We start from the raw sequence: 22,305 nt of genomic DNA on the forward strand, positions 1-22,305 counted from the left end.
AGGAAAATTGAACTTGTATAAACGCCTATTAAGTCTGCTGCTATTGTCTTGCATACTCGTAACCTTAATGCCTCCTGAGATTTCTGCCACTTCACGTTCTTCTGTCGAACCTGCGACAACACATCAAAAGACTGCGCAGTCCGTGCCTCAAAGCTTGTTTGAAGACGTGACACCTTCGGCCTGGTCCTACGATTCGGTCATGTATGTCAAGCAGAATGGCCTGTTCAGCGGTACAAGCAAAGATCGCTTTTCGCCTGACGCAACCATGAGTCGTGCCATGTTTGTTACTGTACTTGGGCGAATCGCCCAAGTAGATGCAAGTCAATACAAAACTTCCGCATTTACAGATGTGCAGCCGGGCGATTGGTATGCGCCTTATGTGCAATGGGCAATCGAACGCGGCATTGCAAGCGGAACCGGCAGCAACAGATTTTCGCCGGACGCCGCAATTTCAAGAGAGCAGATGGCAACGCTGACATTGAAATATTTTGAAAGCGAAAGTATCCCTTATCAAAAAAACGACAGCACATCTACGCCTAACGACATATCCGACATTTCTTCATGGGCGGTTGATTCGGCGGTAAAGCTTTGGCAAGCCGGCTTATTTACCGGGGATGCAAAAGGCAATTTCCTACCGCGTTCAAAGGCGACTCGCGCTGAAGCGGCCGCGCTTTTTATGCGTACGGACAAAGTCGCGAGTTTCAGCGACGGCATAACCTATACGGTTGCGTTTAACCCGAACGGCGGTTCGCCGATCGACAGCCTGAGTCTGAAGCGAGGCGAATCGCTGAATCAGCTTCCGCTGGCATTCAAGCCAGGCTCGATTTTCAATGGCTGGTATAAGGATCGTGCTTTTACGCAACCGGTCATGAATGGCGATACCGTCAAGAGCGACCTGACCTTGTACGCCAATTATATTACATCGCCCGATGATGCTGTGATAATCACTCCGAATGCATACGCAATGGACCAAGCACCGAACTTTAGGATCGCCGTGAAAGATTCTGCAGGTAAAATGACGGCGGCGGCCGTTCTAGCCGGCATGACATTCAAATCTCCGTCCAATCCTGATTTTGCAGGAATTGCGGTAACCGGCTCGAATGGCAACTTTACTGTAGCTGCAAAAAGCGGTGCATTCGAAGAGGGCAGCACCTACCAAATCACTTTGAAGGATACAAATCTTGCTTTCACAGGCAAAGACGCAACGACTAGAAATTATATTTTTAGTATTGCCAAACAAGAGGTCATGCGGCTGCCTCTAAATCCTTACATGATTTATTTGAAGTTTTCCGATATCTCTCAAATGAGCCAGAATGGCGCATCCGTTGCTTCCCCTTCGATCGCTGTAATGAGCGCGAACGTTGGCGGCGGATCGGGTTCGAACTCGGCCCCTGTTGCGAGCGGTACCTTCCGCTATGACGGAAATACACGCTTGAAGGTGGGCGATACCGTCTCCGTTTATGAAGGGACTCGTCCCGATCTGCGCACTTTGGATACTTCCGATGATGGCGATATCGCCTATGTAGCGATCACTGCGATCAACGGGAATATCTATTCCTATACCAGCGCAAACCCGACGAACGTTCTTCTTAAACCGCACGTGCTGCCGGTCGACCCTGCGTCGGACACCGACGGGGACAGGGCGAACCGCTCCATCACGGTCGCTCCGGCGTCGATGGATTATTCCGACGCCAAATATGCGCCTATGGGTCTTAACTCCGCTACCGTTGCCAGAGTCGGGGACTTCCTCGCGCTCGTCAATATGAGTACGGGAGCCTCTTCAGGCTACGGGAAAGTGACGTCCGTCTCCAACTCGGGGAATAATTATGTAATCGCTTATACCGATGCGACACAAGATGACATCACTCACGCCCTGGATTTCTATAAGCAGGAAACGATTAGCGGAGCCGATCTGTTGTCGCAAGCCGATATCGCTTCTTTGGAGGATCAAATCAAGCAGCAAGCGCTGGCAAGCGGATTTGTCGATGAAGCTGCAAACTATTTGTCAACTGCCGCTTTGCAAACCGACAGCTTCAAAACGTTGATCGCAGCCAACGCCTCAACGACCTTGCAGAAAGACAAAAAATCGGAAGTCCACATCCTCTCCGCGAAACCGGGAGAAGAGAATACGGAAGTCACCATGCATAACTTGAAGGTTTCAGCAGACATAGGCACGAAGTTATCCCATTTTCAGAAAAAGTCCGGTTTGCGTCTGAATCTCGCAGTTTCAAGCGATATTCAAGTTTCGACAGGCGCGGACAACGATATTCTTATTCATATGAACGCTGCATTTACGGAAGAAATCTCTTTGAGCGTGGGTGTAAATGGCAATACGGTTTGGGGGTATATCGATCTGGGACTGTTCGATCTCCCGTATCCCAAGGACTATCAAGCAAGCGCCAACCTGGACGCCTTCACGTTTACGAGCATAGACGCGTCTGCGCAGATCGGCACCGTGGCAGCGGATACTCCGCGTGATCGCTGGACGAATATTTGGAATACTGCCAAAAACAAAGTAGACATCAAGGCGCAACTGAAAGCGGTTCTGGAGCAGACGCCTTCCACTCCGGCCAAGGTAAACGCCGATACGCTGGTGGAAAGCTATCAAGCTATGCTGGAGAACGAGACGGATTGGGTTGACTTGGTAGAGGAAGAAATCTTCGAATTAGACAGACACCTGTTATTGGGTCTTCTTCATATCAACTTTACAGGAAATTTCGTCATCAGCATGAATCCGAATATTGCCCTGGGGATCGGCTTCAGCTATGAATCCGCGAAGAGATATACGGCCAGCTTCAAACTCAGCGAAGGATCGCCTTCTTTCGGTACTGTGGATTTACCGGGCGACGGCACCTATAATTTCTATTTCTATGTCATGGGAACACTAGGCCTAAAGGCAGGAATTCGTCTCGAACTGGCGGCTGGTTTGTTCCACATCGAATTGGACAGTATCGGGATCACGGCAGAAGGCGGCGCCTACCTTCAACTCTACGGTTTTTTCTATTACGAAATCTCATCTTCGGCGCCGACAAAAACGTTAGGAGCGCTGTTCCTGGAGATCGGCATGTATGCGGAGGCAGAGTGGGAAGCACAGATTCTCGGTGGGTCATTCTCGTATTCCGACCTCTTTTATAGCGAGTACTGGCCGCTATATAGAGCCGGCACACCGAATGGTCATTTCATCGGTTTCGCCTATGAAGAAGAAGCAGCGCCTTCCTTTGTCGCTTTTGAGCAGAAAGTGTTCCCATCGATCGGGGACGCCTTGAAACTGAACGATTTGAATCTGGTAACGGGCGAAATCATTACAGGCAAAGATCAACCACAGAACTACACAATCACTTTTAATAACAATAAGTTTACGTACGATCCGAAGACATTCCGTGTATCCGTATCGCCCAATGCCACGGATGATATTCTCACCAGCAAGATGACTGTAACGTGGAAGGGCTCAACGACAGGTTTAAATTCTCTTCCCTACTCGCGCGATATTAATTTGACCTGGTACAAGAGTGGATACCACTCTATTACCTTGAATCCTAATGTCCCATTAGTAAACGGTCAAGATCCAAGAGAGGAAGTTCGGGTGAACGAGTACGGGCGGGTTGTTCAGCCGGTCAACACGTCAATCAAAAATTTAAAAAGATTAACAAACGTGCCCAAAAGAACTGGATATACCTTCAAGGGATGGGCCTTGGATCCTGAAGGAACGAAACCTTACATCATTCCTGATATCATGCCGGCAGGAAATATAACGCTTTATGCGCAATGGACACCGCACACGAATATACCCTACTTGGTTGATTACATTACGGTAGATCCCAATACAGGGAATCGCACCACCAAGAAAAAAGATACCTTTTCCGGTACGGCAGGCGCTTCCGTTTCACCGGCGCCGATAGCAATCGAAGGCTATGATACACCGCCAACACGAACCATTACAATATTCGGAACCGGTTTATCGAAACTGAGCTACGAATACCTGCCTGCCACGCGCAAAATGACTTTCTATGCCGATCCGGGCGGAACCTCGATCGTTTATTCGGCCAGAAGCTTATCGAAGGTACCCGATAGTGCAGTGCCGAATTTCACAAAACCCGGCTATACCTTTGTCGGCTGGTCACAGGCAATTCCAGGCACCATGCCGTCAAGCGACACCACTTACACAGCGACCTGGAAAGTACGTACCGATACGCCTTACCGTGTTTCGAACAGGCTGCAAGGTGTCGGAAGCACTTCGCTTTACGTTGAAGCCGACACGGGAAGTTTTCAAGGGACAACCGGCGCGCTAGCGGCGCCAGCGATCCAGCAGTATCCCGGTTTTACCTATGACTTTAACATAGCCTATGACAGCAGCGGTAAAGCATTGGCAACGAGTACGGTTGCAGCCGATGGAAGCCTCACGATCGTGCGTTATTACACACGCAACAGCTACAACTTGACGTTTGATGCAAACGGAGGCACTGTCGGTTCCACAGATCGAGTTCAGTACGGCACTGCCATACAGGCGCCAACCGTAACGAAATCAGGCTGTACTTTCACAGGTTGGTCGCCCGCGCTGGCAAGCACAATGCCGGCCCAAGACGCCACCTATTCTGCACAATGGAATTGTTCGCCACCGCCACAGCCGCCGGCACCGGTGCTTAGCGGCGCCAAGTCGGTTCTGTCCAATGCGAACGGGAATGTGAGCGGGGTCAGCCTTTCGGCTCCGAGTACGCTGACAGTGGGTCAGTTGTTGAGCGGGTTGACGGTATCCCCTCACGCTACAGCCCAAGTGTTGGATCAAGCCTTGGCGCCTGTCACCGATCAGACGGCCGATATCATTTCAAGTATGATCGTACGCGTTACCGCTCAAAATTCGTCTACTGCGGATTATCATATTCTGTATAACGACGTTGAAGTGACATCGAGTAGCTATCAAATTGATCAGAACGCAGGGACGATTACCGTGCCTTCCAATACTTATGGCATGACTCTATCTTTAATTGCACCAGCGAATGGAAGCTATAAAGCCTATGACCAGATCAACACAGAAATTTCACATGGATATTTCATGCAAAGCGGAGACACGCTAGTCGTAACCGCACAGGACGGTACTCAGAAGACGTATACCTTTGTCGTACAGTAAGTTCATAGAAAATCATGGCACGTAACAATAAAATCGCCCGCAGCTGGTCACAGCAGGCGGGCGATTTTATTTTCCGGACGCTATTTGTTCAGAGCATTTTTTTCATTTCAAAGTACTTGGCTTTTTTCTCATCGCCGCGTTCCCTATGATACTGGATCAGAATATTTAATGCATTTTCGAACCTTACATCGTACGGTTGCTGTATACTTAATGTCCATGAATAAAGCTTGTTTTCAAATAACATGCCTTTGTACAGCTCCACCATTTGCTCGAGGATTTCCATTTTACTCTTATCTTCATTATAACTTTTACTGAAGTGATCGAACTCCAACAAATCCACTTTAATGTCTTCGATGTTGAGCCAAATGTTCCCGAGTCTGCTCTTGATCAAATGATGGATGCCAAAAGCCTCGAATCGCTTCTTTAGGTTATATTGCGTCGTATATAAGTTTGCATACCCTTTATCCATTTCCAAATCGGGCCACAAGTCATTAATGATTCGTTCTCTGGACACGTACTTGCCGTTCATACATAACAAATAGGCGAGAAGCTCTTCCGTTTTTTTGGTTCGCCAATTGTCGTCGATCAATTTCCCATCTATAAGTACGGAAAAATCGCCAAAACACTTCATCTCAATTTTGTGTCCGATGCCGGTTTTGCTTCTAATCTTCTTTATTTTTTCCAATGTGACATAAAGCTGTTCGTACTTCACCGGTTTAACGAGAAAATCCAACGCTTTTGTTTCAAGCGTGTCCGACACATAGGCATGGTGAGCACTTGTGAAAACAAAATCCATTTCCGGTCTTTTTTTGAACATCATCCCCAACAAATTTATGCCATCGATCTCCGGCATTTCGATATCCAGAAAAGCAAGGTCGGGCTGTATGCTGCTCATTTCTTCCAAGGCTGTTGTAGGATCTTCATACATCGCAACGACTTCGACATCCGCAATTTTCTCCAACTTGTTTTTCAAGTTCCGCAGCGCATAATATTCGTCATCTACAATAATAACTCTCATGGCTGCTCCTTAATGGGTACGTCAAAACGAACCGCAGTTCCTTTACCCTTCTCGCTGACGATTTGAAGCTGCGTTCCATACTCGGCCTTTAGCCGCGCGTTTATGCTGGCTAGCCCAATGCCCTTGTTGGGCGAGTATTCAAGCAGTTTATATTTGTCCGCGTCTTCAATGCCGACGCCGTCGTCTTCTACCGCTATGAAGTAGCCCTGTTCAAGCTCTTTAACCCTGATCGTGACTGTTCCTGCAATTTTCCTTTTACGTATACCGTGTTTAATCGCATTTTCTACCAAGGGTTGAATCACCATGCGCGGCACCTTCAACTGAATGCCTGGATCAATTTCATAGTTGACGAATATTTTGTCAGGAAACCGGGCTTGCTCAATGCGAACATAAAACTTGACTGCATCCAACTCCTCATGGATAGAAATATATCTTTCCGAATTGCTGTAATCGAATATATTTCTGAGATAATGGGATAAATCGTTGACCAAACTTCCCGCTTTTTCTTTGTTTTCGGCAATAACCCCTTCTATCACATTCAAGGTATTATGAACAAAATGAGGATCCATTTGTGCCCGTATAAAAGCAAGCTCAAACTGCCTGGCTTGAATCTCGGAATTTTCAAATAGAATTTGATTGCGTTGCTTCTCTTCATTTAAATCATTTATGATTTCTGCGAGAGACAGGGCAAAGGCGATAGCGGAGACACAAGAAAGAAAAAATAAGTAATAAATCATAATGTAACTTTGAGGCAGCAACCCGAAAACCATCAAATAAAACAGGATTATCGACACAATACACAAGAGCCATGCCGTTATGAGTTGCGGCGAACGAATAATTTTGTACCTTATTCCTTTAAACATAATCATAAAATACAATACGTACACCACAGAAGATGCGCCCGCACTAAATGCTCCCAGCTCTTTACTGACGAAAAGAAACAGCAATAAATTGATGGGGAAGTAAACGATGAGCAGCTTTAAACAAAAATCGATCTTCGGGAACCTGGTTTGGGTCTGAAAAATCGCTCTCATAAAAATGGCGATGGCAAGCGACATAAGAATGCCGATGCCCGCGGAATAATCCGCAATCCAATAGGCGTACTTGAAGCCCGTGATGTTTAAAAGTCCCGTCGTTGCTGCGTTCCATAACAAGGTGGCGAAAACAAAAAAGCAGTATTTAATAAAAGTTTTGTTTTTTATGGCTAAGCCCATAATCAAATGATAAAAAAACAATGCCGCCAAAACGCCGAATAAGATGCCCCCTGCCAAGACGTTTATCATGCTTGTCTTCCTGAAGAGATCGTCATTTACGATTTGGACAATAAAGTTTTGTCCGTATAACGATTTGCTTGTCATGTATATGTACTGATTATGATCAAAATGAGGCGGGATTTTGAATGCGGGGTAGACATAGCCGATCTCATCGGAATTGCTCTTATACGCGAACCCGAAATGCTTTATTTCGTAATCGTTACTTGTCGGGAGGTAAATCGTTACATCTTCAAAAAGAGGGTTGTTTATTGTAAGGTAATTGATTTCATCCGCGTTATACCGATTTAATTTTATTTTGAACCATAATCGGACCGGAGAATAGCCAACCTTGGAATAGTTGCCAGGCAAAGCTACGAATTGATCGCTGACTTTAACTTCGGACAAAGTCATGTTGCCTGAATTGTCTTGTAGAATCTCCATACTGATATCATCTTTGGATTTGTTCGCATCCTGAAAGTAAATGACGAAAACGAATGCGGTGCAAAGCGATATGGACAAAAAAATGGTCATTATTTTCATTAAAAATATAGTAGATTCCGATCTCATAAACATACTCCCCAGTAAACTCGGACGATGTCGATTCTTGGAGCAATTCTACCATGGTTCCGTCCATCCTTCAATCTGTCAGCTTTAATCGGTCCAAACCGAAAAAATGTAAAAGTTGATTCATCGAACTGTGTTGCTCTCAATGAACTCGTATTACTTTAATGCATTCAACTTATTCATGAGTCCGGCAAGAATAATTATAATCTTGTCAGGACGGAAGCCGCGTTGTCCGCGCAGCTTCCGTCCCAATCTTCCGGACGACTAACTCAAGTACCGATTTCGGATGACCCCCATGTGATGAAGTTCGTGTCCCGCGATGCCGTACGCGAGGGCGCGCGCCGTAATGCTTACGTTGTTGGCTATGCCCTTGCGGGACCAAGCCTCTGCCGGCAACCCGCGCAGCAGCGTGATCGTCGATTGCCGTACGGCCCGGTAGTCTTTGGCCAATTGCGCGATTGTCCAGCTTCCGAAAGGAGAAATGAACAATTCCTGGTCGAAACCGGGCAGAGGCGTCTGGTCCCCTCTTGCGAACCGGAGCAGGCGGTAGGTCATGACGCGTTCCCCGTCCGCGATGTGGCCCACGACTTCTTTCAGCATCCATTTTCCTTCCGCATACCGATACGCGCCCTGGCTTTCGGTCAACGATGCCAGTAGCTCGGTCATTTGCTTTTCCTGGGTGAGCAGAATGTCGATGATGTTGCCTTCCGGCACCAACCGGATATACTCGCCGAAGTCCCCGGCGTATTCTTCTTCTGACGGTCTTTGGTTCATGCGTGGTCCCCTCTCTATGGAGATATAGAAAATTATAGCACGTGTGCAACACTGCGTGGGCTCAACTAGCGACAATGACCCTATTTTCGTGTCGTTTGCTTACAATGTCCACACATTTGTGTCGTCAGACATGATTATTATTAGGCCCCGTTAGAGCCTCGCGAACGTGATGTAATCGACTTGGGCAGGCTCTGCCGATTCGATCCGAAGTGCCCGGTTGATCTGTCCCCGGTGATATTGCCCATGTAAGAGGACATGCGACAGAATGTCCCGGACGGACGTTCGGAACGGAACTCCGCTCTGGTTCGCATAGTCGATCATCTCGTCCAACTCGGATTCCTCGAGCCCTTCGATATAGGCGCGATATTGCTCGGCGTTTTCTTCGAACATCGTCCGGATCGCCGTCAGGTCTTCCGCTTCCTCCCACAACGAATATTGGAAGCTGCCCTTGCCCTGCAATCGGGACAGCCAGACTCGTTCCGCGACCGCGACGTGCCGAACCAGCTTCAGAAGGTCCTTGTTCTTCGTCTCACTCTCCTCGAGCGAGTCCAAGATGCGTGCGTTCGCCCAGTACAGGTGGTCCATCATGCACTTGATCGTCTTCATTTCGGTTTCCCCCTCTTCGTCTCATCGATTACTTGAACCTACTGTTATCCGTTAGCGTAATCAAACTTTATTTTATATCGGTTCTTTGAAGCCATATTGCCTCAATATTCTCAATGTTGTTATCACTCATAAATTTTAGAGTGCTTATTTCAATATTCTCTAATAACTTTAACCACGAGGAATCGTATAAGCTGTAATGATCCCCTTCCTTAATTGCTGATAACCAGGTATTGTTTAGCTCTTGAACTTTACTTATTATAATTTTCGTATTTGCATCCAATACACTTTCATGAGCTTCATCCCAGTCATAAGATAATCGTGTAATCTTTATTGCATTTAATGAACTTTGATCATGCTGAAAATCATCTTCTCGCATATTGAACTTAATTGCCATTTCTCTATATTTCAAGATGATATCTCTGATACTTTCATTACTCCTCATCAGTGAGTTCACCTGTGTTTGTGAAATGCTCTCTGAAATCAACACCTCACTATAAACAGAATTATTATTCTGTATGGTGGTGATAAGCTGTCGGAAATCCGCGTTTAGATTGTTGGATATATAGGATTTGTACATCTCCTTTGTCTTATATTGTGAAAAACTGAAAAAAATCAGAAGAAGAACAACAATACCCAAGAGCAGTTTATAATATTTTATTTGCTTCAATTGTAAAACACCTCCTAGAACATATTCGCGAATTAGCAATAAAACCCTTTCAACTTTCCTGCCCTATCGTACCCGTTAGCGGAACGAAGTTACCTCGATTACAATTAATCTTGTATGCAACCCCAGTTAATTTTGGATGTTCTCTCGTCTTTAGTCGAATATTTCTTATCGAGAGTGGATTCTATTTTATCCATATAAGAATTGGCTTTGGAAACTTGCTCATCATGCTTGTTTTTATCAATTTCTTGATTTACCCATACTAAAATATTTGTCATTTCAGTTGCCTTATAGGCACTTGTGGTTATCCATTTACTTTTCTCAAAAGAACCCGATATCTTCCCAACAATGGTATGCCCATCTGATTCGGGATTAGCTATCTGCCAACCATTGTCAGACCAGATGTCTTTAATTTCTTCAAATGGAATCTCGTGCTGATATTTTACCTCTACGATTGCCCCATTATATGGGCATCCTTCACTGACTAAAACACCCTTAGAGTTAGCGGCTCCACCTTCGTTGCTATTAGCGGCACAAGCCGTGAACAGCGACAGCAAGGTTATTGCAAAGATCAAACTTTTTTTCATAAACTACCTCCTTACTAATCTCCATAACAAACAGACGAACGAGCAAGCACGGTTGTTGCGTTATCCTGCCCGTAATGCCCCTCTCGAATCTTTATCCCGTGGCAATCGGAGAATCTTCTTGTCATCGCCAAATGACAAGAACATTGTCCGATAAATAAAAAAGCCCGCGGTTTACACGGACTTCATTAGGATAATGTTATTGTCTTCCAACAGCATTGTATTTGGTGTCAAACACTATATAACTATATTTTTCGGTTATAAAATAATAAGATTTCCCGATCTCGATAAAATAAGGATTCTAGTTAACCTGGAATCCTTATGCCAGTTATACATCCGTATCTACTCAGAGCAAATATGTCTGTCCGCTGCATCGAATCGATTCGATCCGGTCGAGTCGGAAATGCTCCACCTCGCCCGATTGCTCGCACCAGGCGATCACAGCCACATGCTCCTGAGTAGCTTGGGAATACGTCCGGTACGGGTGAATGTCAACTTCATGCTCACCAATGTTGTCGGCGTAGACGATGTGCAGCTTGTTGCCGCGTTCAATCGCTTGATCGATGTCATGCTTATGCTGCGCCGTCCTAGTATCCACGATAAATGCAGGCAACTCGCTATCCTCCGGCTGGTACGGTACGAAACGTTTGAGCGTCTGTATAACCCGGTCCAATCCTTCCACATACCCTATCGATTTGACCGCTTCCTCATATTTGTAGATTAGAAAATTTACGATACGAATATCCGTCTCCGTAAGAAACACGGAGGGCAAAATATAGGCCGCATCATTGTACTCGTAGCCGCGGCGCCTGGCATTGTAGCTCATCGGCGCGCGCAGCGATTCCTGCATATATTCGATGTCCCTATCTGCCTGCCGCGCCGAAATTTCGAAATGTTCCGCCAATGCTTTCGCATTCGGGAAGTGCCGCGAGCGAATTTGCTCATCGAACCACAATATGCGGTGCATATTGCTCACAGACGCATGCCCTCCTTTCCGAGATACCCCGAGCTTCTTCCTCGAACATAAACGCAATTACCACCACTCGAACGTGACCGGATCGAAAGCGGGCAGCGTCGGAGTCCTGTGCACAGCGGCTTTCAGAACCTGTTCGACATTTTCGGCATGCACCATCGTTCGGAATGTGTCGTGAAAATGGAACGCCGGAATCATATTCGGCCACTGATACGCGCTCAGTCGAGCAGACTGCAGCTCAAGCAGGAACGGAGCATACAAAGCGTCCGTCGCCTGCCCGCTTTGCTCCGCCGCCGTCTGCGAGACGGTCAACTTGAGCACCGACCACAACTTGCCAATTTCTCCACTAGGTGCAGTCAGTTTACGCAGGAAAGCCCAAGCCAGCTCCCGTTCCGGGCATGACGGTGAAATGCCGTAGCCGTACACTTCGAATAAATTCGACTTTCCCGGATTGCGCGGAAACCCGGCAACGCCGAATTTCGCCCGCTGCTCTGCCTTCATCGGCCGGATGGTCCAGTTCGCACTGATATACATCGACATTTTACCGTGAATAAAGCAGTCGATCCATGAATCGCGGCCGACTTCCATGCGGGGGGACAGCCCCTCGTCAATCAACCGTAAATAACGGCAAACCCCTTCAATCGTAGCTTCGCTGTTCAAGTAGCCGTCCAACTGCGTCCCGTCTTCCGACAAAAAAGCTCCGCCGCAGTCCCAGACAACCGGTTCGACGTAAATCATGTAACCGAAGCTGGCAAAAACGCCATGGCGCCTGATGTCCCCCCGCTCATCCCGAAGCGTCAATCGCTTCGCCGTTTCTACGAACTCCTCCCACGTCCAGTTTTCCCGAGGATACGGAAGCCCCGCCTGGTCGAAATGGTCCCGATTGTAATAGACGCCGAGCGTATCGGCCATAACCGGAATCGCTCCGATCCGTCTATCCGATTGCACCGCCTCATAAACGCTTGGATAGTAGTCGCCCATGTCAATGCCGTCGCGCGCGATCAAATCGGACAAATCCGTCAATAGTCCGCCTTCCAGACATTGCCCCATGTTCGCCCCTTCCCACTCGACAATGTCCGGTCCGTTTCCTTCAGCCAACTGCCGCCGCATCGTCTTTCTGTCCGGCACAAGCTCCAATACGGTAGTGACGTCTGGATATTCCTTTCGAAACTGCCGCATCGCTTCCTGAATGACAGCCATCCGCTCCTCGTCATGCGTCGCAATTCTAAGCTTCATTTCATTCCGACTCCTTTATATGAATTTACTTACAGCCTCAATATATCGGATGCGCTCGGACATATCGTGTCCTACACAGACTAACCTGTTGAGAACTGAATGATCCGCCAAGGCAGACTCTTCTTTTGCTTCAGTTATCTCAACCCAATTTTGTTAAACCGGTTGTCTAGCCTTTCTTTCATGACGTTTTGTTCTCATCCAGTTATTGCGTCTACCTTGGTTTGTGGTGCGTGAGAGCACCGTTTGCACACTTTCACTACTGTACCGTCGGACTTTGACCGGGAATATAGTAATTTAATCCGTGTTGTACTACAAACCTGGCATGTACCACGTCCGCGTGAAGGAATGCTCCAAAGGGCGCGGCCTCTTTTCGTCTTCGCCATTGATATAATCCCCCTTTGTTGACTCAACTTGAATCTGCAATTTCTCCTTCAGTATAAAACAATTGGTAGGACATAAAATGTCATACCAGTAGAAAATTGCACTTATAACTAAGCAATCCTGCCGTTAGCTTAATAATCTCCCTCCTCTTCTAGAATTGGGAATGGGACAATGTTCTTGACTCAAAATGGGCATGGGATCAAGTTCATGACATCGAGCAATGACAAGAACTTGATCCCATAAATGAAAAAAGCCGCGATTTACGCGACTTTTAATGGGACGATGTTCTTGACTCCGGACATGTATTTGGTTTCATACACTATAACCCCTATTTTTCGGATATTTCGTTGGAATAGGCACGGAATTAGAACGAGCCGGGTTGGCGATGTTAAGGTCTATTGAAGTTGTGAAGTTCTTCTACGTAATTGGATATGTCTCCAATAACTTAAGAATCGTTTCATTAACTAATGTCGGGTTTTCCCTTAACATATGCGGTCTATGGCTCCCGCCTGGAACAACGAGATAGCTCGATCTTGTAACAAATGAGCTCAAGTGTTTGATTTTTTTCTCGCCGACAAATGGGTCATGTTCTCCAGTAATAAATAGCGCCGGACACTTAATACTGCCGAGTTGTTCCTCTGAAAGTTGTGGATATAGACGCCAATCTTGTGCGGCTTGTCTCATATGTTCTTGCCAATTGCCTCGATGTGCTTCCATATGTCTTTCCGTCATCTGATTAATCGTATCCTGCTCTTCATTTTCAATAAGCCATTCCGGCTCAAATTTTTCAACACCGGTTGGATCACAAAAACCGCTAGTTCCAATAGTCGTAAGAGTAGCTACTCTGTCGGAATGATTAACGGCAAGATAAAGTCCAACATTCGCTCCCAAGCTGTAACCGATCAGATGAGCGGTTGAGATATCCATTTGATTCATAAATTCGATTACATCATTGGCAATTTGAGGTGTAGACCATTCCAGGCTTCCACATCTTGTTCTGCCGTGCCCTCTGAAGTCGGGAAAATAACAAGTATATTTCTTTTGGAAATCCAGCATTTGACTCGCGAAAGCCAAGATGCCCCTGGAATAGCCGCTGTGCAAAAAAAGCACAGTTTCCCCTGCGCCCATTTTTTCGTAGAACATCTGCAATCCTTTAACTTGTAAGTATGACATCATTCTCCATTCCCTTCATGAGTATTGGGCAATGAAATCTAAAATTGTATCGTTGACAAACACCGGATTTTCGCCGCTCATGTGAGGTCTATGGCTGCAACCTGAAACGATCGAATAACGAGAGTTACTGATCAGAGCAGTCACTCGCTCTAGATCTTCCTTTGGCGCGAGCTCATCATATTGTCCGGCAATTAAGAGTGTGGGACAGGTGATGCTTCTTAGTTCGTCATCATTCAGCTGCGGATATGTACGCCAATCTTTAATCTTTGCCCTTAAAAATTCCTGCCAATTCCCTTGATGTGCATCCATATGTCTTTCTTTCATGGAATGAATAAAATCATTACGACCGTTTTGTATGAGCCATTCCGGTTCGAACTCTTCTGATCCTTTTGCGGCGACAAACCCGCATTGTCCAATTGATGTCAATGATACGAGTCTGTGAGGATGACTGACAGCCAAATGAAGCGCAACCCCTCCTCCCATACCATATCCAATAACATGTGCCTTATTAATATGTAATCGATCCATAAATTCAGCAATATCTTCAACATGCAGCGGAGTACTCCATTCAAGGCTGTCGCACCTGGTTCGGCCATGACCCCTAAAGTCCGGAAAATAACAGGTGTACTTCCTTTGAAAGTCGAGCATTTGACTGGCAAAAGCCAGTATCCCTCGAGAAAAGCCGCTATGCAAAAATAACACCGGATCGCCGACGCCCATTTGCTCGTAATATATCTCCAAGTTACTACATTGTAGATATGGCATCACTACTCAACTCCTCAATTTTGAAGATGTGCTTTTCCAAATTGAAGTAATAGTTGCCTATCTTTGAAGTAAACTCGAATACACAATAGTCCGGATCATTAACACCAAGAGGATAATACTTCTCATCACGTTCAGACCAAAGCATTTCTTTGCTTTCCCGATCAAGACAAACCTTCATTTCGCCAATAAGCATTAGTCCATTATTTCTTCCAACACAATAAAGGCTGGCCTTCGGGTTTTTCATAAATTGCTGAGTACGTAACGAAGAAGTGTTGGTCGAAAACCAAAACTTGTTTAATCCTTCATGCTCCCTTTTAAACATCTGTTTTGAATTAGGATAGCCGTTATCATCGACAGAACTAACCACAATCGTGCGTACATCTTCTACTAAAGAAATAATATGAGATCGCGTAATAAGATTCATACTTTCACTCACTCCTTATATTGCTTTAGATTATTGAGCACTTTTGCGAGCATATTGTCGAACCGGGTTATTTCCTCGTCCGAAAATCCCTCGTAGAAAAGTTCGTTCATCTGAATGGTTACCGCATCATAGCTATTTTTAAGAGACTTGGCCTTTTCTGTCAGCGTGATCCGTATTTGTCTTCGGTCTTTCGAGTCAGGATTCCGTTGAATGTGACCTTGATCGGCCATTCGATCAAGCATGCTGGTAAGGGTAGTTTTGGCAAGCGATGTTTTTTCGCCAAGCTCACTAATTGATAAGTTTTCCTTCTGCCAAAGCACGAACAATATTCTGCCCTGAGGACCATTGAATTCCTCGATGTCATTATCTTTTAATAACTTCTCAAAAATTCTGCTGGATAATTGCTTGATTTGGGAGATATAAAAACCGCCATGTGTTTCTATTTTCATTTGCACCACCCCATTAATATTATATAGAATAGTACTATATAGAACTATACGTCAAGTGGGATTGGTTAAAGTTAAACATGAGTCGGCGGTCGTACAAAATCGGCGTCTTTTCTAAATTTTTGATGACCGAATCAGGGAATTTCGTTCGGCGTTTAATTTAAGTAACCTTAATCATTGACCTCAAACAAAACGATCGCCATGTGGAGCAAGCAAACGAAGAAAAACGGAGGTTGGAAGAAATGAATATTAAATTCGAAACGCTGATCTATGCCATATGCCAACGGTTCAAGAAGGAAATCATCTCTGCAGACTTCCAAACCACGCCATTACAGGGCGGAACTGTGGGAAATGTGTATGAGGTAACGGGGATCGCCGAAACCGCGGATGGCGAAAAATTTCCGTACCGTATTGTGCTGAAGATCCAGAAGAAATGGGAGCGTTACGGCGATCCGGGTTCATGGCGCCGGGAATATGATCTCTATACGTCTGACTTTGGAGCGACGTTCTCGGATACCTTCCGCTGGCCGACATGTTATCATGCCGAGATCAATGCCGAAGAAAATGAATTCCAGCTGTGGCTGGAATATATCGATGGCGTAACCGGTTTAGACTTGACCGGTGACATGTATAACCAGGCTGCGCTGGAATTAGGACGCTTTCAAGGCAAGCTGTATGCGGAGCAGCCCGCTGTACTGCAGAGCCTGACTAACCTGAGCCATGCGGATCTCATGAAGAATACATATCTGCATTACCGGTCATGGCCGGTCGTCTACGATTATATACGCTCGGAAGACTGCGAATTGCCGCAGCACGTGCGGCATATGCTCATCGACATCGATGAGCACTCAGACGAGATACTCGCCCGCATCGAAAAATTGCCCCTCGTGCTATGCCACCGGGACTTCTGGGTGACCAACCTGATCTATGCCGACGGGAAAATCGCGCTCATCGACTGGGACACATCCGGATGGGGTTACTTGGGAGAGGATCTCGCAAGCCTGATTGCGGATGAAGCGGATATCGATCACATGGTCGAATACTACCAGCGATGCGTCCCCGCGTATTACAAAGGCTTTTCTGAATATGCGGATGTATCCCCTATCGCTGATCATTGCGTCTACGAGATGATCCTTCTCGTATTCGGGTACAGGCTTGTGGAGTGGTATCTCCACACAGAGGACAATGACGAGAAGACGAAGCATGTCCATACGCTCCAAAAAATCTATGAAATGAAGACCAGCCTTGCACAGGGTTGACTTTAAAAGGAACTCCGAAAACCCTTGAATGTAGTGGGCTTTCGGAGTTTCTTTCATGAGCCGGCCAATAGTATTCAATTCATATACTTTTCGAATTCGCGTTTCAACCAGTGCTGATTTTGCACTGAAATGTATTGTTCCATCAGAATAAGTAAATCAACCAATTCTGGCTTGGTAAGCTTCATGTAGTGCTGTCTTACTCGATCAACGTCACGATCACGTTTTATATGCTTGAATGCATCCAGATCGTCGTCTAAGGGCTGGTGTGACCTTTTGCGAGGCTCTTACTACTTCGTAGTACTGTGTTGAAGAAAATGCTTGTGAAGCTCTTGGTTTTTGCGAATGGTGTTTGGGTGTATGCCTATTCCATCCGGATCAATTTCTTTCGATTTATCAGAAATTGTTCTGTAAGATACAAATTTACCTTCTTTAATTAGCGCTTCGATCTACTTTATACCAAGTTCGATCGAACGGTTTTTCTTCTTGTCGTACGATTCTTGTAGCCATCCCAGTTCATTTGTTTGAGGAGATACGGATTTCCGGCGCAGAAGTCTCATCCTTTTGAGATTTTTCGATCAATTGGATCTCCTTGAGCTCGTTTCTCGCCCTGTTTTTTTGCAATCTTCATCTTCTTCGCTTCAAGGAGTAACCCTAACTGCTCAAATTGCTTTTCACTTTCATCCGCCCAATTATAAAAAGCAGTTATTTCTTCCTTAAATTCCGGCCGAGGTACTTTCGCTCCACACCCGACACAAGCCATTTTAGTCGGGCATACCGAGTCAATGGTACCATACCATCGGACTGGTCCATCAGGTCCACCGTATACTGGTAGAGCTCCTCATTAGATTCAATCATCTGCGTATGGTCACAGCAACCGTCCAGTGTCACATTCATCATCAGGATTACACGTCCCATATGCAGCCTCCTTTTTGTCTACATTTTATCATACAACAGCAGGTCCAGTTTCTCATGGATTGCTAAATTATTGTTTTGTTTTTTGTCGAACTTATCATCATTTCTTCGTCGCATTTAGTAGAGTCATTACAACTGGATTATGTAGCTGACATACAAACGCTCACGTCATTGACGGTGATTATTTCACCGATAAAGAGTATGAGCGGTAACAATTACAGGCATGGCTTTCTTTCGAAGCAATGTTTCCATCCGCTCTATCCGACCTCCATCATTCCGACCGTCGTCCGACCGCCCTTATTTGGACGGATACATACAAATTCTACATTCGACGAACTCCGTCCTCCGCGTCCGTTTCCGTCTTCGATGTTGAAGACGAGCAAAGATCGCAAAGCAGGATGCACAAATTGCAGATCCACAACTTATTTTCGCCCCGCTTAGTCTATAAGTAAATCCAGATTCTCTTGATTTGTCCGTGGGAAAGAACCCAGAGGATTTTTTCCTTTACATCGTAATGATACCCAACAAGGCGCACAGAACAAGGTTGTTACAGGCTAAAGCATTTCCTCCATAATACTTCGAAACAATAGCCATCAAGACGCACAGGACAAGATCAGTAGCCGAAAATCCGCCACCGGTAGTATACTTAACCAAAACAATTACCTCCTAATGGAATCTGTGTGATTTTCTACTATTATACGGACCTTTAATACAATTGCTTGGACATCCTACTTAGTTTCGAATAATAATCAGAACATAAAGAAAGAATCCCACGCCAAGCATCACCACGTACATCAGCTACATGAGCCGTGACGAAAATCGATTATAGGCGTTGTTACACAGAAACAGAACAAGGCGCGGAAGAATTACTTCAATTAACAAACGCATAACCGAAAATACCGAAATTATTTTTATTCCGCCTATCCCTACATTGGTTGTTGCTGAAAATAAACGTTCATATTTCTAGGAAGTCATTGAGAGGCACAGAAGTGAGATTCCAAACGCTAACGTAAAAGTAGAAAATAGTGATAGGTCTGAGGAAATCAAACGACTGATGCGCGAAAGGGGTTTATAAATTAAATCGAAAACGCTTGGGAATTTGGAGTTAAGGAAATTTTTCCTTACCCGAAAATAAAAAAAGCCCAAGAGCCGAAGCCCCCGGGCACTTCTGTGCTCTAGCGGAAAATGTACATTTCTGTATGAATGCACTTGCCGTATACTTATCCATGCATAAACTAACCATGTGATAAACAATCACAATAAACATTGGTGGTGATAAATATGGGCTATGGAGTTGGCGGTGTAGGTTCTTGTGGCGGTTATGGCGGCGGTATGCAAGCTGCTGCATTCGCACTTGTTTTATTCATTCTTTTGGTAATTATCTTAGCAGCCGGACGCACCTACTAATCAATATTACCTCTCTGTTTACACCACTTCCCTCTGCCCTGCTCCGTGTGAATGTGATGGCGAATACAGTCAGCAAATTCCCGCCAGCCAATCGGCCAAGCGGGGATTTGTTTTTTATACGAAAAAGAACACCAACCGAAGCCAACAGGCTTATCTAATTTTCATTGTACATATGCGGATTAATGATGGACCTGTGTGAATGCACTGGCAGTACGCTTATCCATTCATATTATAGGAGTGGTAATAATCACATTTTAACGGCAGGTGGTGATTATGGTATGCAGGCAGCTGCATTCGCACTTGTACTCTTCATCTTATTGGTCATCATCTTGCGGGCTGGAACTAGATATTAAGTTCACTTCTTCAACTTCTCGAATTGCATCAATAAGAAGGAGGTGAACATATGGCAGTTCCGAAAAAACAACTGAAAACTAAATCTGTTTACGCAAAATCCTTCAAAAATAAAAATAAGAAAAACGTCCGTACGAGTGCGAGTAAGATTAAAACCAAAAAACCTGTGAGTACAAAAGCCTTTTTCCCGTTTGGATTCGAACGTTTTGAGCCATTCGAACGATTCGAGCGTTTTGAGCCATTTGAACGTTTTGAGTTTTTTGAACCATTCTTTTTCTTTTAACGAGGTTTCCGGGATTTCTTCTAAACAAACGCTCAATAATCAAAATCCCCGCTCAGTCCCGTGACTGGGCGGTTTTGTTTTGGGTAAATAAAAAGCCTGAGAGCCGAAGCCCCCGGGCACTTCTATGCTTTAGCGGAAAATGTACATTTCTGTGTGAATGCACTTGCCGTACACTTATCCATGCATAAACTAACCGTGTGATTAACAGTCACAATAAACTTTGGTGGTGAAATCAATGGGTTATGGTGTTGGTGGTGTAGGCGCTTCTTGTGCAGGTTATGCTGGTATGGGAGCTGCCGCATTCGTACTTGTACTTTTTATTCTTTTGGTCATTATCTTGCGTGCTGGAACTGGGATCTACTAAGAAGTATTGAAACCCTCCTGCTTCTTCTTTACCCCATCATGAGGGGCTACTTGATGGGGCTTTTTTTATTTCGAAATATCGATAATCCAGGGTAATGATAGGTTCGCTCATGAAAAAAGCACGAGAGCCAAAGCCATCGGACGCTTCTGGTGGTGATATCCAAGAGTTATGGTGTTGGTGGTATAGGGTATGAACATCATCATGTAAGAGAATGGCGGTTTCTTTACAAAAATCAATTAGGTGGTGATGTAATGAACATTTCTGTTGTAGAACTGATCGTACTTGTTATATTCATTCTTTTGGTTTTTTTACTTTTCGAAAAATTATTTTCTAATAATCTAATTAACCAAAATAAATATCAAAATAAACCAATTGGGATTTCGATGGTGAAAAAATCAGGAAATCAGGCAAAAAAAAATCGGCGATCATAAACATCGGCGAATTAGGATATATTTTCAAATGATGTAAGGGGCAAGTTACAAGGAGGAGTTTCTTTTAAAAAATAAATTAGATGGGTTCCATGAAATGCTGAGCGAACTGCAGAATATGCCGAAGCGCACAGAAGAGTTGGAGAAAACACCTTCCGACTCTTTTGAAACATTGTTCATTCCTTCATTTATGAAGAAATTCACAGTCTTCACATCATTTAAGGAAATGTTAGTCGCAGGGGGATTTGAAGTCAGCTGTGAGGAAGACTTTCAAAACATCCCCGACGACTTGTTTGACGAACACATAGCAAATCATACTTTTTTCGACGACTGGCAAGAGATGTTGGACACGGCCATGCAGGAGTATGTCGCCCGAAAACTTGATTTCTAGGTATTAAAATGGAGTTGTCCGTAGAAGAATCTGTTCATATTCTTTAAGGCGATGCATTATTTGTCGTCCTTTCCTTGTGTGCGTGCAATCGGTAGCGTAAAGAAAAAGACGGTACCTTTCCCCTGTCCCGTTAGTTGAAGAAGTGACAATTAATTTCCAGTATTTCCTGATGATATTTATTGTATTTTATCTTTGGAATGTGCAATATTCTTTCTCATTCAAATGATAGATTAGTTGCACAACGCCAGATGAGTGTTCTTGTATTAACTATTTTTAAATTCAACCTCTGTTTAATATCAATAAACAACGGTTTTCCTTCTCCCAAAATAACAGGATGAACAGATAATCTAAATTCATCAACAAGCCCTAAATTGATAAAAGTTGTAATAAGACTTGCTCCACCATATAGCCAAATGTCTTTACCAGGCTTATTCTTTAATTTATTGACTTCTTCAAGAATATTATCATTTATGAATATTGCTTTATTATCAGTCCCTTTTTGCGTTCTGGAGAACACATATTTTTCTTTACGATGAACCAATTCCCAAAAGTTTTTTTCATCATTCGAATGATCTATTCTTGGAACAAATTGTCCCCATAAATCATAGCTTTTTCTTCCATATAAAATAGTATCAATTTGATTTAAGAAATTATTAAAGCCCATCTCAGAGTCCATAATGCACCAATCAACTTCCCCATTTTTCCCTTCAATAAAACCATCTAAAGTAACTGCTAAATCTAAAATTATTCTTCGTTTCATGATTTGTTACTCCTTTCGTTGATCTACCATTTTTTATAGACATTAAACATGTCACCTTGTGACATATTTATAATAGAAAGGTTTGGTCGGTACGGTTTTATGCGCTCTTCACAGCATATCGAACGCGTCTTCTAAGAATGACGCCTCCTTCACAAAACCGTATA

20 protein-coding genes and 1 pseudogene are annotated in these 22,305 nt (G+C 44.7%); 5 read left to right on the plus strand and 16 right to left on the minus strand.

What is annotated here, in order from left to right:
* Positions 1 to 13 precede the first annotated feature (13 nt).
* On the plus strand, positions 14 to 5,125 hold the full coding sequence (locus tag K7P76_RS08815; RefSeq protein ID WP_232184888.1) for an InlB B-repeat-containing protein: 5,112 nt from the start codon (positions 14 to 16) through the stop codon (positions 5,123 to 5,125).
* An 88-nt stretch (positions 5,126 to 5,213) separates the two neighbouring features.
* Here K7P76_RS08815 and K7P76_RS08820 read toward each other — a convergent pair whose 3' ends face one another.
* From K7P76_RS08820 to K7P76_RS08880, 13 genes are all read right to left on the minus strand, one after another.
* Positions 5,214 to 6,143 (minus strand): response regulator, encoded by a 930-nt coding sequence (locus K7P76_RS08820; protein WP_232184889.1) that lies wholly within the window; start codon positions 6,141 to 6,143, stop codon positions 5,214 to 5,216.
* Positions 6,140 to 7,963, minus strand: coding sequence for a histidine kinase (locus K7P76_RS08825; protein WP_232184890.1), 1,824 nt, complete (start codon positions 7,961 to 7,963; stop codon positions 6,140 to 6,142). The genes K7P76_RS08820 and K7P76_RS08825 overlap by 4 nt, the downstream gene beginning before the upstream one ends.
* A gap of 261 nt (positions 7,964 to 8,224) precedes the next feature.
* Positions 8,225 to 8,734 (minus strand): DinB family protein, encoded by a 510-nt coding sequence (locus K7P76_RS08830; protein ID WP_232184891.1) that lies wholly within the window; start codon positions 8,732 to 8,734, stop codon positions 8,225 to 8,227.
* 150 nt (positions 8,735 to 8,884) lie between these two features.
* Complete coding sequence (locus K7P76_RS08835; protein ID WP_232184892.1) at positions 8,885 to 9,340, minus strand: DinB family protein; 456 nt, start codon at positions 9,338 to 9,340, stop codon at positions 8,885 to 8,887.
* A gap of 67 nt (positions 9,341 to 9,407) precedes the next feature.
* Complete coding sequence (locus K7P76_RS08840; RefSeq protein ID WP_232184893.1) at positions 9,408 to 10,007, minus strand: hypothetical protein; 600 nt, start codon at positions 10,005 to 10,007, stop codon at positions 9,408 to 9,410.
* Between the two features lie 104 nt (positions 10,008 to 10,111).
* Complete coding sequence (locus tag K7P76_RS08845) at positions 10,112 to 10,591, minus strand: hypothetical protein (protein ID WP_232184894.1); 480 nt, start codon at positions 10,589 to 10,591, stop codon at positions 10,112 to 10,114.
* 343 nt (positions 10,592 to 10,934) lie between these two features.
* The gene (locus tag K7P76_RS08850; protein WP_232184974.1) at positions 10,935 to 11,555 is read right to left on the minus strand and encodes a helix-turn-helix transcriptional regulator; all 621 of its coding nucleotides are present in this window, start codon (positions 11,553 to 11,555) and stop codon (positions 10,935 to 10,937) included.
* A 66-nt stretch (positions 11,556 to 11,621) separates the two neighbouring features.
* A complete protein-coding gene (locus tag K7P76_RS08855; RefSeq protein WP_232184895.1) occupies positions 11,622 to 12,797 on the minus strand; it encodes an ABC transporter substrate-binding protein in 1,176 nt (391 codons plus the stop codon).
* A 194-nt stretch (positions 12,798 to 12,991) separates the two neighbouring features.
* Positions 12,992 to 13,180, minus strand: a complete 189-nt coding sequence (locus tag K7P76_RS33855; protein ID WP_232184896.1) for a hypothetical protein — start codon at positions 13,178 to 13,180, stop codon at positions 12,992 to 12,994.
* Positions 13,181 to 13,595: 415 nt separating this feature from the next.
* Complete coding sequence (locus K7P76_RS08865) at positions 13,596 to 14,354, minus strand: alpha/beta fold hydrolase (RefSeq protein ID WP_232184897.1); 759 nt, start codon at positions 14,352 to 14,354, stop codon at positions 13,596 to 13,598.
* A gap of 12 nt (positions 14,355 to 14,366) precedes the next feature.
* Entirely contained in the window at positions 14,367 to 15,071 is a 705-nt protein-coding gene (locus K7P76_RS08870) for an alpha/beta fold hydrolase (RefSeq protein ID WP_232184899.1), read from the minus strand.
* Between the two features lie 25 nt (positions 15,072 to 15,096).
* Positions 15,097 to 15,540, minus strand: coding sequence for a pyridoxamine 5'-phosphate oxidase family protein (locus K7P76_RS08875; RefSeq protein WP_232184900.1), 444 nt, complete (start codon positions 15,538 to 15,540; stop codon positions 15,097 to 15,099).
* An 8-nt stretch (positions 15,541 to 15,548) separates the two neighbouring features.
* Positions 15,549 to 15,989 (minus strand): MarR family transcriptional regulator, encoded by a 441-nt coding sequence (locus K7P76_RS08880; protein ID WP_232184901.1) that lies wholly within the window; start codon positions 15,987 to 15,989, stop codon positions 15,549 to 15,551.
* Between the two features lie 239 nt (positions 15,990 to 16,228).
* Here K7P76_RS08880 and K7P76_RS08885 point away from each other — a divergent pair, with 239 nt between their 5' ends.
* The gene (locus K7P76_RS08885) at positions 16,229 to 17,245 is read left to right on the plus strand and encodes an aminoglycoside phosphotransferase family protein (protein ID WP_232184902.1); all 1,017 of its coding nucleotides are present in this window, start codon (positions 16,229 to 16,231) and stop codon (positions 17,243 to 17,245) included.
* 702 nt (positions 17,246 to 17,947) lie between these two features.
* On the opposite strand, the gene K7P76_RS08890 is transcribed toward K7P76_RS08885, so the two are convergent.
* On the minus strand, positions 17,948 to 18,160 hold the full coding sequence (locus tag K7P76_RS08890; protein WP_232184903.1) for a hypothetical protein: 213 nt from the start codon (positions 18,158 to 18,160) through the stop codon (positions 17,948 to 17,950).
* A gap of 501 nt (positions 18,161 to 18,661) precedes the next feature.
* A complete protein-coding gene (locus tag K7P76_RS08895) occupies positions 18,662 to 18,811 on the minus strand; it encodes a hypothetical protein (RefSeq protein WP_232184904.1) in 150 nt (49 codons plus the stop codon).
* 627 nt (positions 18,812 to 19,438) lie between these two features.
* Here K7P76_RS08895 and K7P76_RS08900 point away from each other — a divergent pair.
* The 3 genes from K7P76_RS08900 to K7P76_RS08915 all read left to right on the plus strand — a co-directional run bounded on the left by K7P76_RS08900 (position 19,439) and on the right by K7P76_RS08915 (position 21,381).
* Positions 19,439 to 19,564 (plus strand): sporulation protein YjcZ, encoded by a 126-nt coding sequence (locus K7P76_RS08900; protein ID WP_232184905.1) that lies wholly within the window; start codon positions 19,439 to 19,441, stop codon positions 19,562 to 19,564.
* Positions 19,565 to 19,967: 403 nt separating this feature from the next.
* Positions 19,968 to 20,198: a hypothetical protein gene (locus tag K7P76_RS08905; RefSeq protein ID WP_232184906.1), complete on the plus strand. Its 231-nt coding sequence runs from the start codon at positions 19,968 to 19,970 to the stop codon at positions 20,196 to 20,198.
* A gap of 889 nt (positions 20,199 to 21,087) precedes the next feature.
* Entirely contained in the window at positions 21,088 to 21,381 is a 294-nt protein-coding gene (locus K7P76_RS08915; RefSeq protein ID WP_232184909.1) for a hypothetical protein, read from the plus strand.
* A gap of 186 nt (positions 21,382 to 21,567) precedes the next feature.
* Here the strand turns inward: K7P76_RS08915 and K7P76_RS08920 are convergent.
* A pseudogene (locus tag K7P76_RS08920) lies at positions 21,568 to 22,141 on the minus strand (dihydrofolate reductase family protein).
* Positions 22,142 to 22,305 lie beyond the last annotated feature (164 nt).

Source organism: Cohnella silvisoli, from assembly GCF_021190915.1.
GTDB lineage: Bacteria > Bacillota > Bacilli > Paenibacillales > Paenibacillaceae > Cohnella > Cohnella silvisoli.

Bases quoted from the DNA above. Each gene is read 5' to 3' on its own strand.
- K7P76_RS08865 (WP_232184897.1), bottom strand. From the start codon at position 14,354: ATGATGTCATACTTACAAGTTAAAGGATTGCAGATGTTCTACGAAAAA.
- K7P76_RS33855 (WP_232184896.1), bottom strand. From the start codon at position 13,180: ATGGCGAAGACGAAAAGAGGCCGCGCCCTTTGGAGCATTCCTTCACGC.
- K7P76_RS08850 (WP_232184974.1), bottom strand. From the start codon at position 11,555: ATGCACCGCATATTGTGGTTCGATGAGCAAATTCGCTCGCGGCACTTC.
- K7P76_RS08870 (WP_232184899.1), bottom strand. From the start codon at position 15,071: ATGGGCGTCGGCGATCCGGTGTTATTTTTGCATAGCGGCTTTTCTCGA.
- K7P76_RS08835 (WP_232184892.1), bottom strand. From the start codon at position 9,340: ATGAAGACGATCAAGTGCATGATGGACCACCTGTACTGGGCGAACGCA.
- K7P76_RS08830 (WP_232184891.1), bottom strand. From the start codon at position 8,734: ATGAACCAAAGACCGTCAGAAGAAGAATACGCCGGGGACTTCGGCGAG.
- K7P76_RS08825 (WP_232184890.1), bottom strand. From the start codon at position 7,963: ATGAGATCGGAATCTACTATATTTTTAATGAAAATAATGACCATTTTT.
- K7P76_RS08900 (WP_232184905.1), top strand. From the start codon at position 19,439: ATGGGCTATGGAGTTGGCGGTGTAGGTTCTTGTGGCGGTTATGGCGGC.
- K7P76_RS08915 (WP_232184909.1), top strand. From the start codon at position 21,088: ATGCTGAGCGAACTGCAGAATATGCCGAAGCGCACAGAAGAGTTGGAG.
- K7P76_RS08875 (WP_232184900.1), bottom strand. From the start codon at position 15,540: ATGAATCTTATTACGCGATCTCATATTATTTCTTTAGTAGAAGATGTA.
- K7P76_RS08855 (WP_232184895.1), bottom strand. From the start codon at position 12,797: ATGAAGCTTAGAATTGCGACGCATGACGAGGAGCGGATGGCTGTCATT.
- K7P76_RS08845 (WP_232184894.1), bottom strand. From the start codon at position 10,591: ATGAAAAAAAGTTTGATCTTTGCAATAACCTTGCTGTCGCTGTTCACG.
- K7P76_RS08880 (WP_232184901.1), bottom strand. From the start codon at position 15,989: ATGAAAATAGAAACACATGGCGGTTTTTATATCTCCCAAATCAAGCAA.
- K7P76_RS08820 (WP_232184889.1), bottom strand. From the start codon at position 6,143: ATGAGAGTTATTATTGTAGATGACGAATATTATGCGCTGCGGAACTTG.
- K7P76_RS08905 (WP_232184906.1), top strand. From the start codon at position 19,968: ATGGCAGTTCCGAAAAAACAACTGAAAACTAAATCTGTTTACGCAAAA.
- K7P76_RS08885 (WP_232184902.1), top strand. From the start codon at position 16,229: ATGAATATTAAATTCGAAACGCTGATCTATGCCATATGCCAACGGTTC.
- K7P76_RS08890 (WP_232184903.1), bottom strand. From the start codon at position 18,160: ATGGGACGTGTAATCCTGATGATGAATGTGACACTGGACGGTTGCTGT.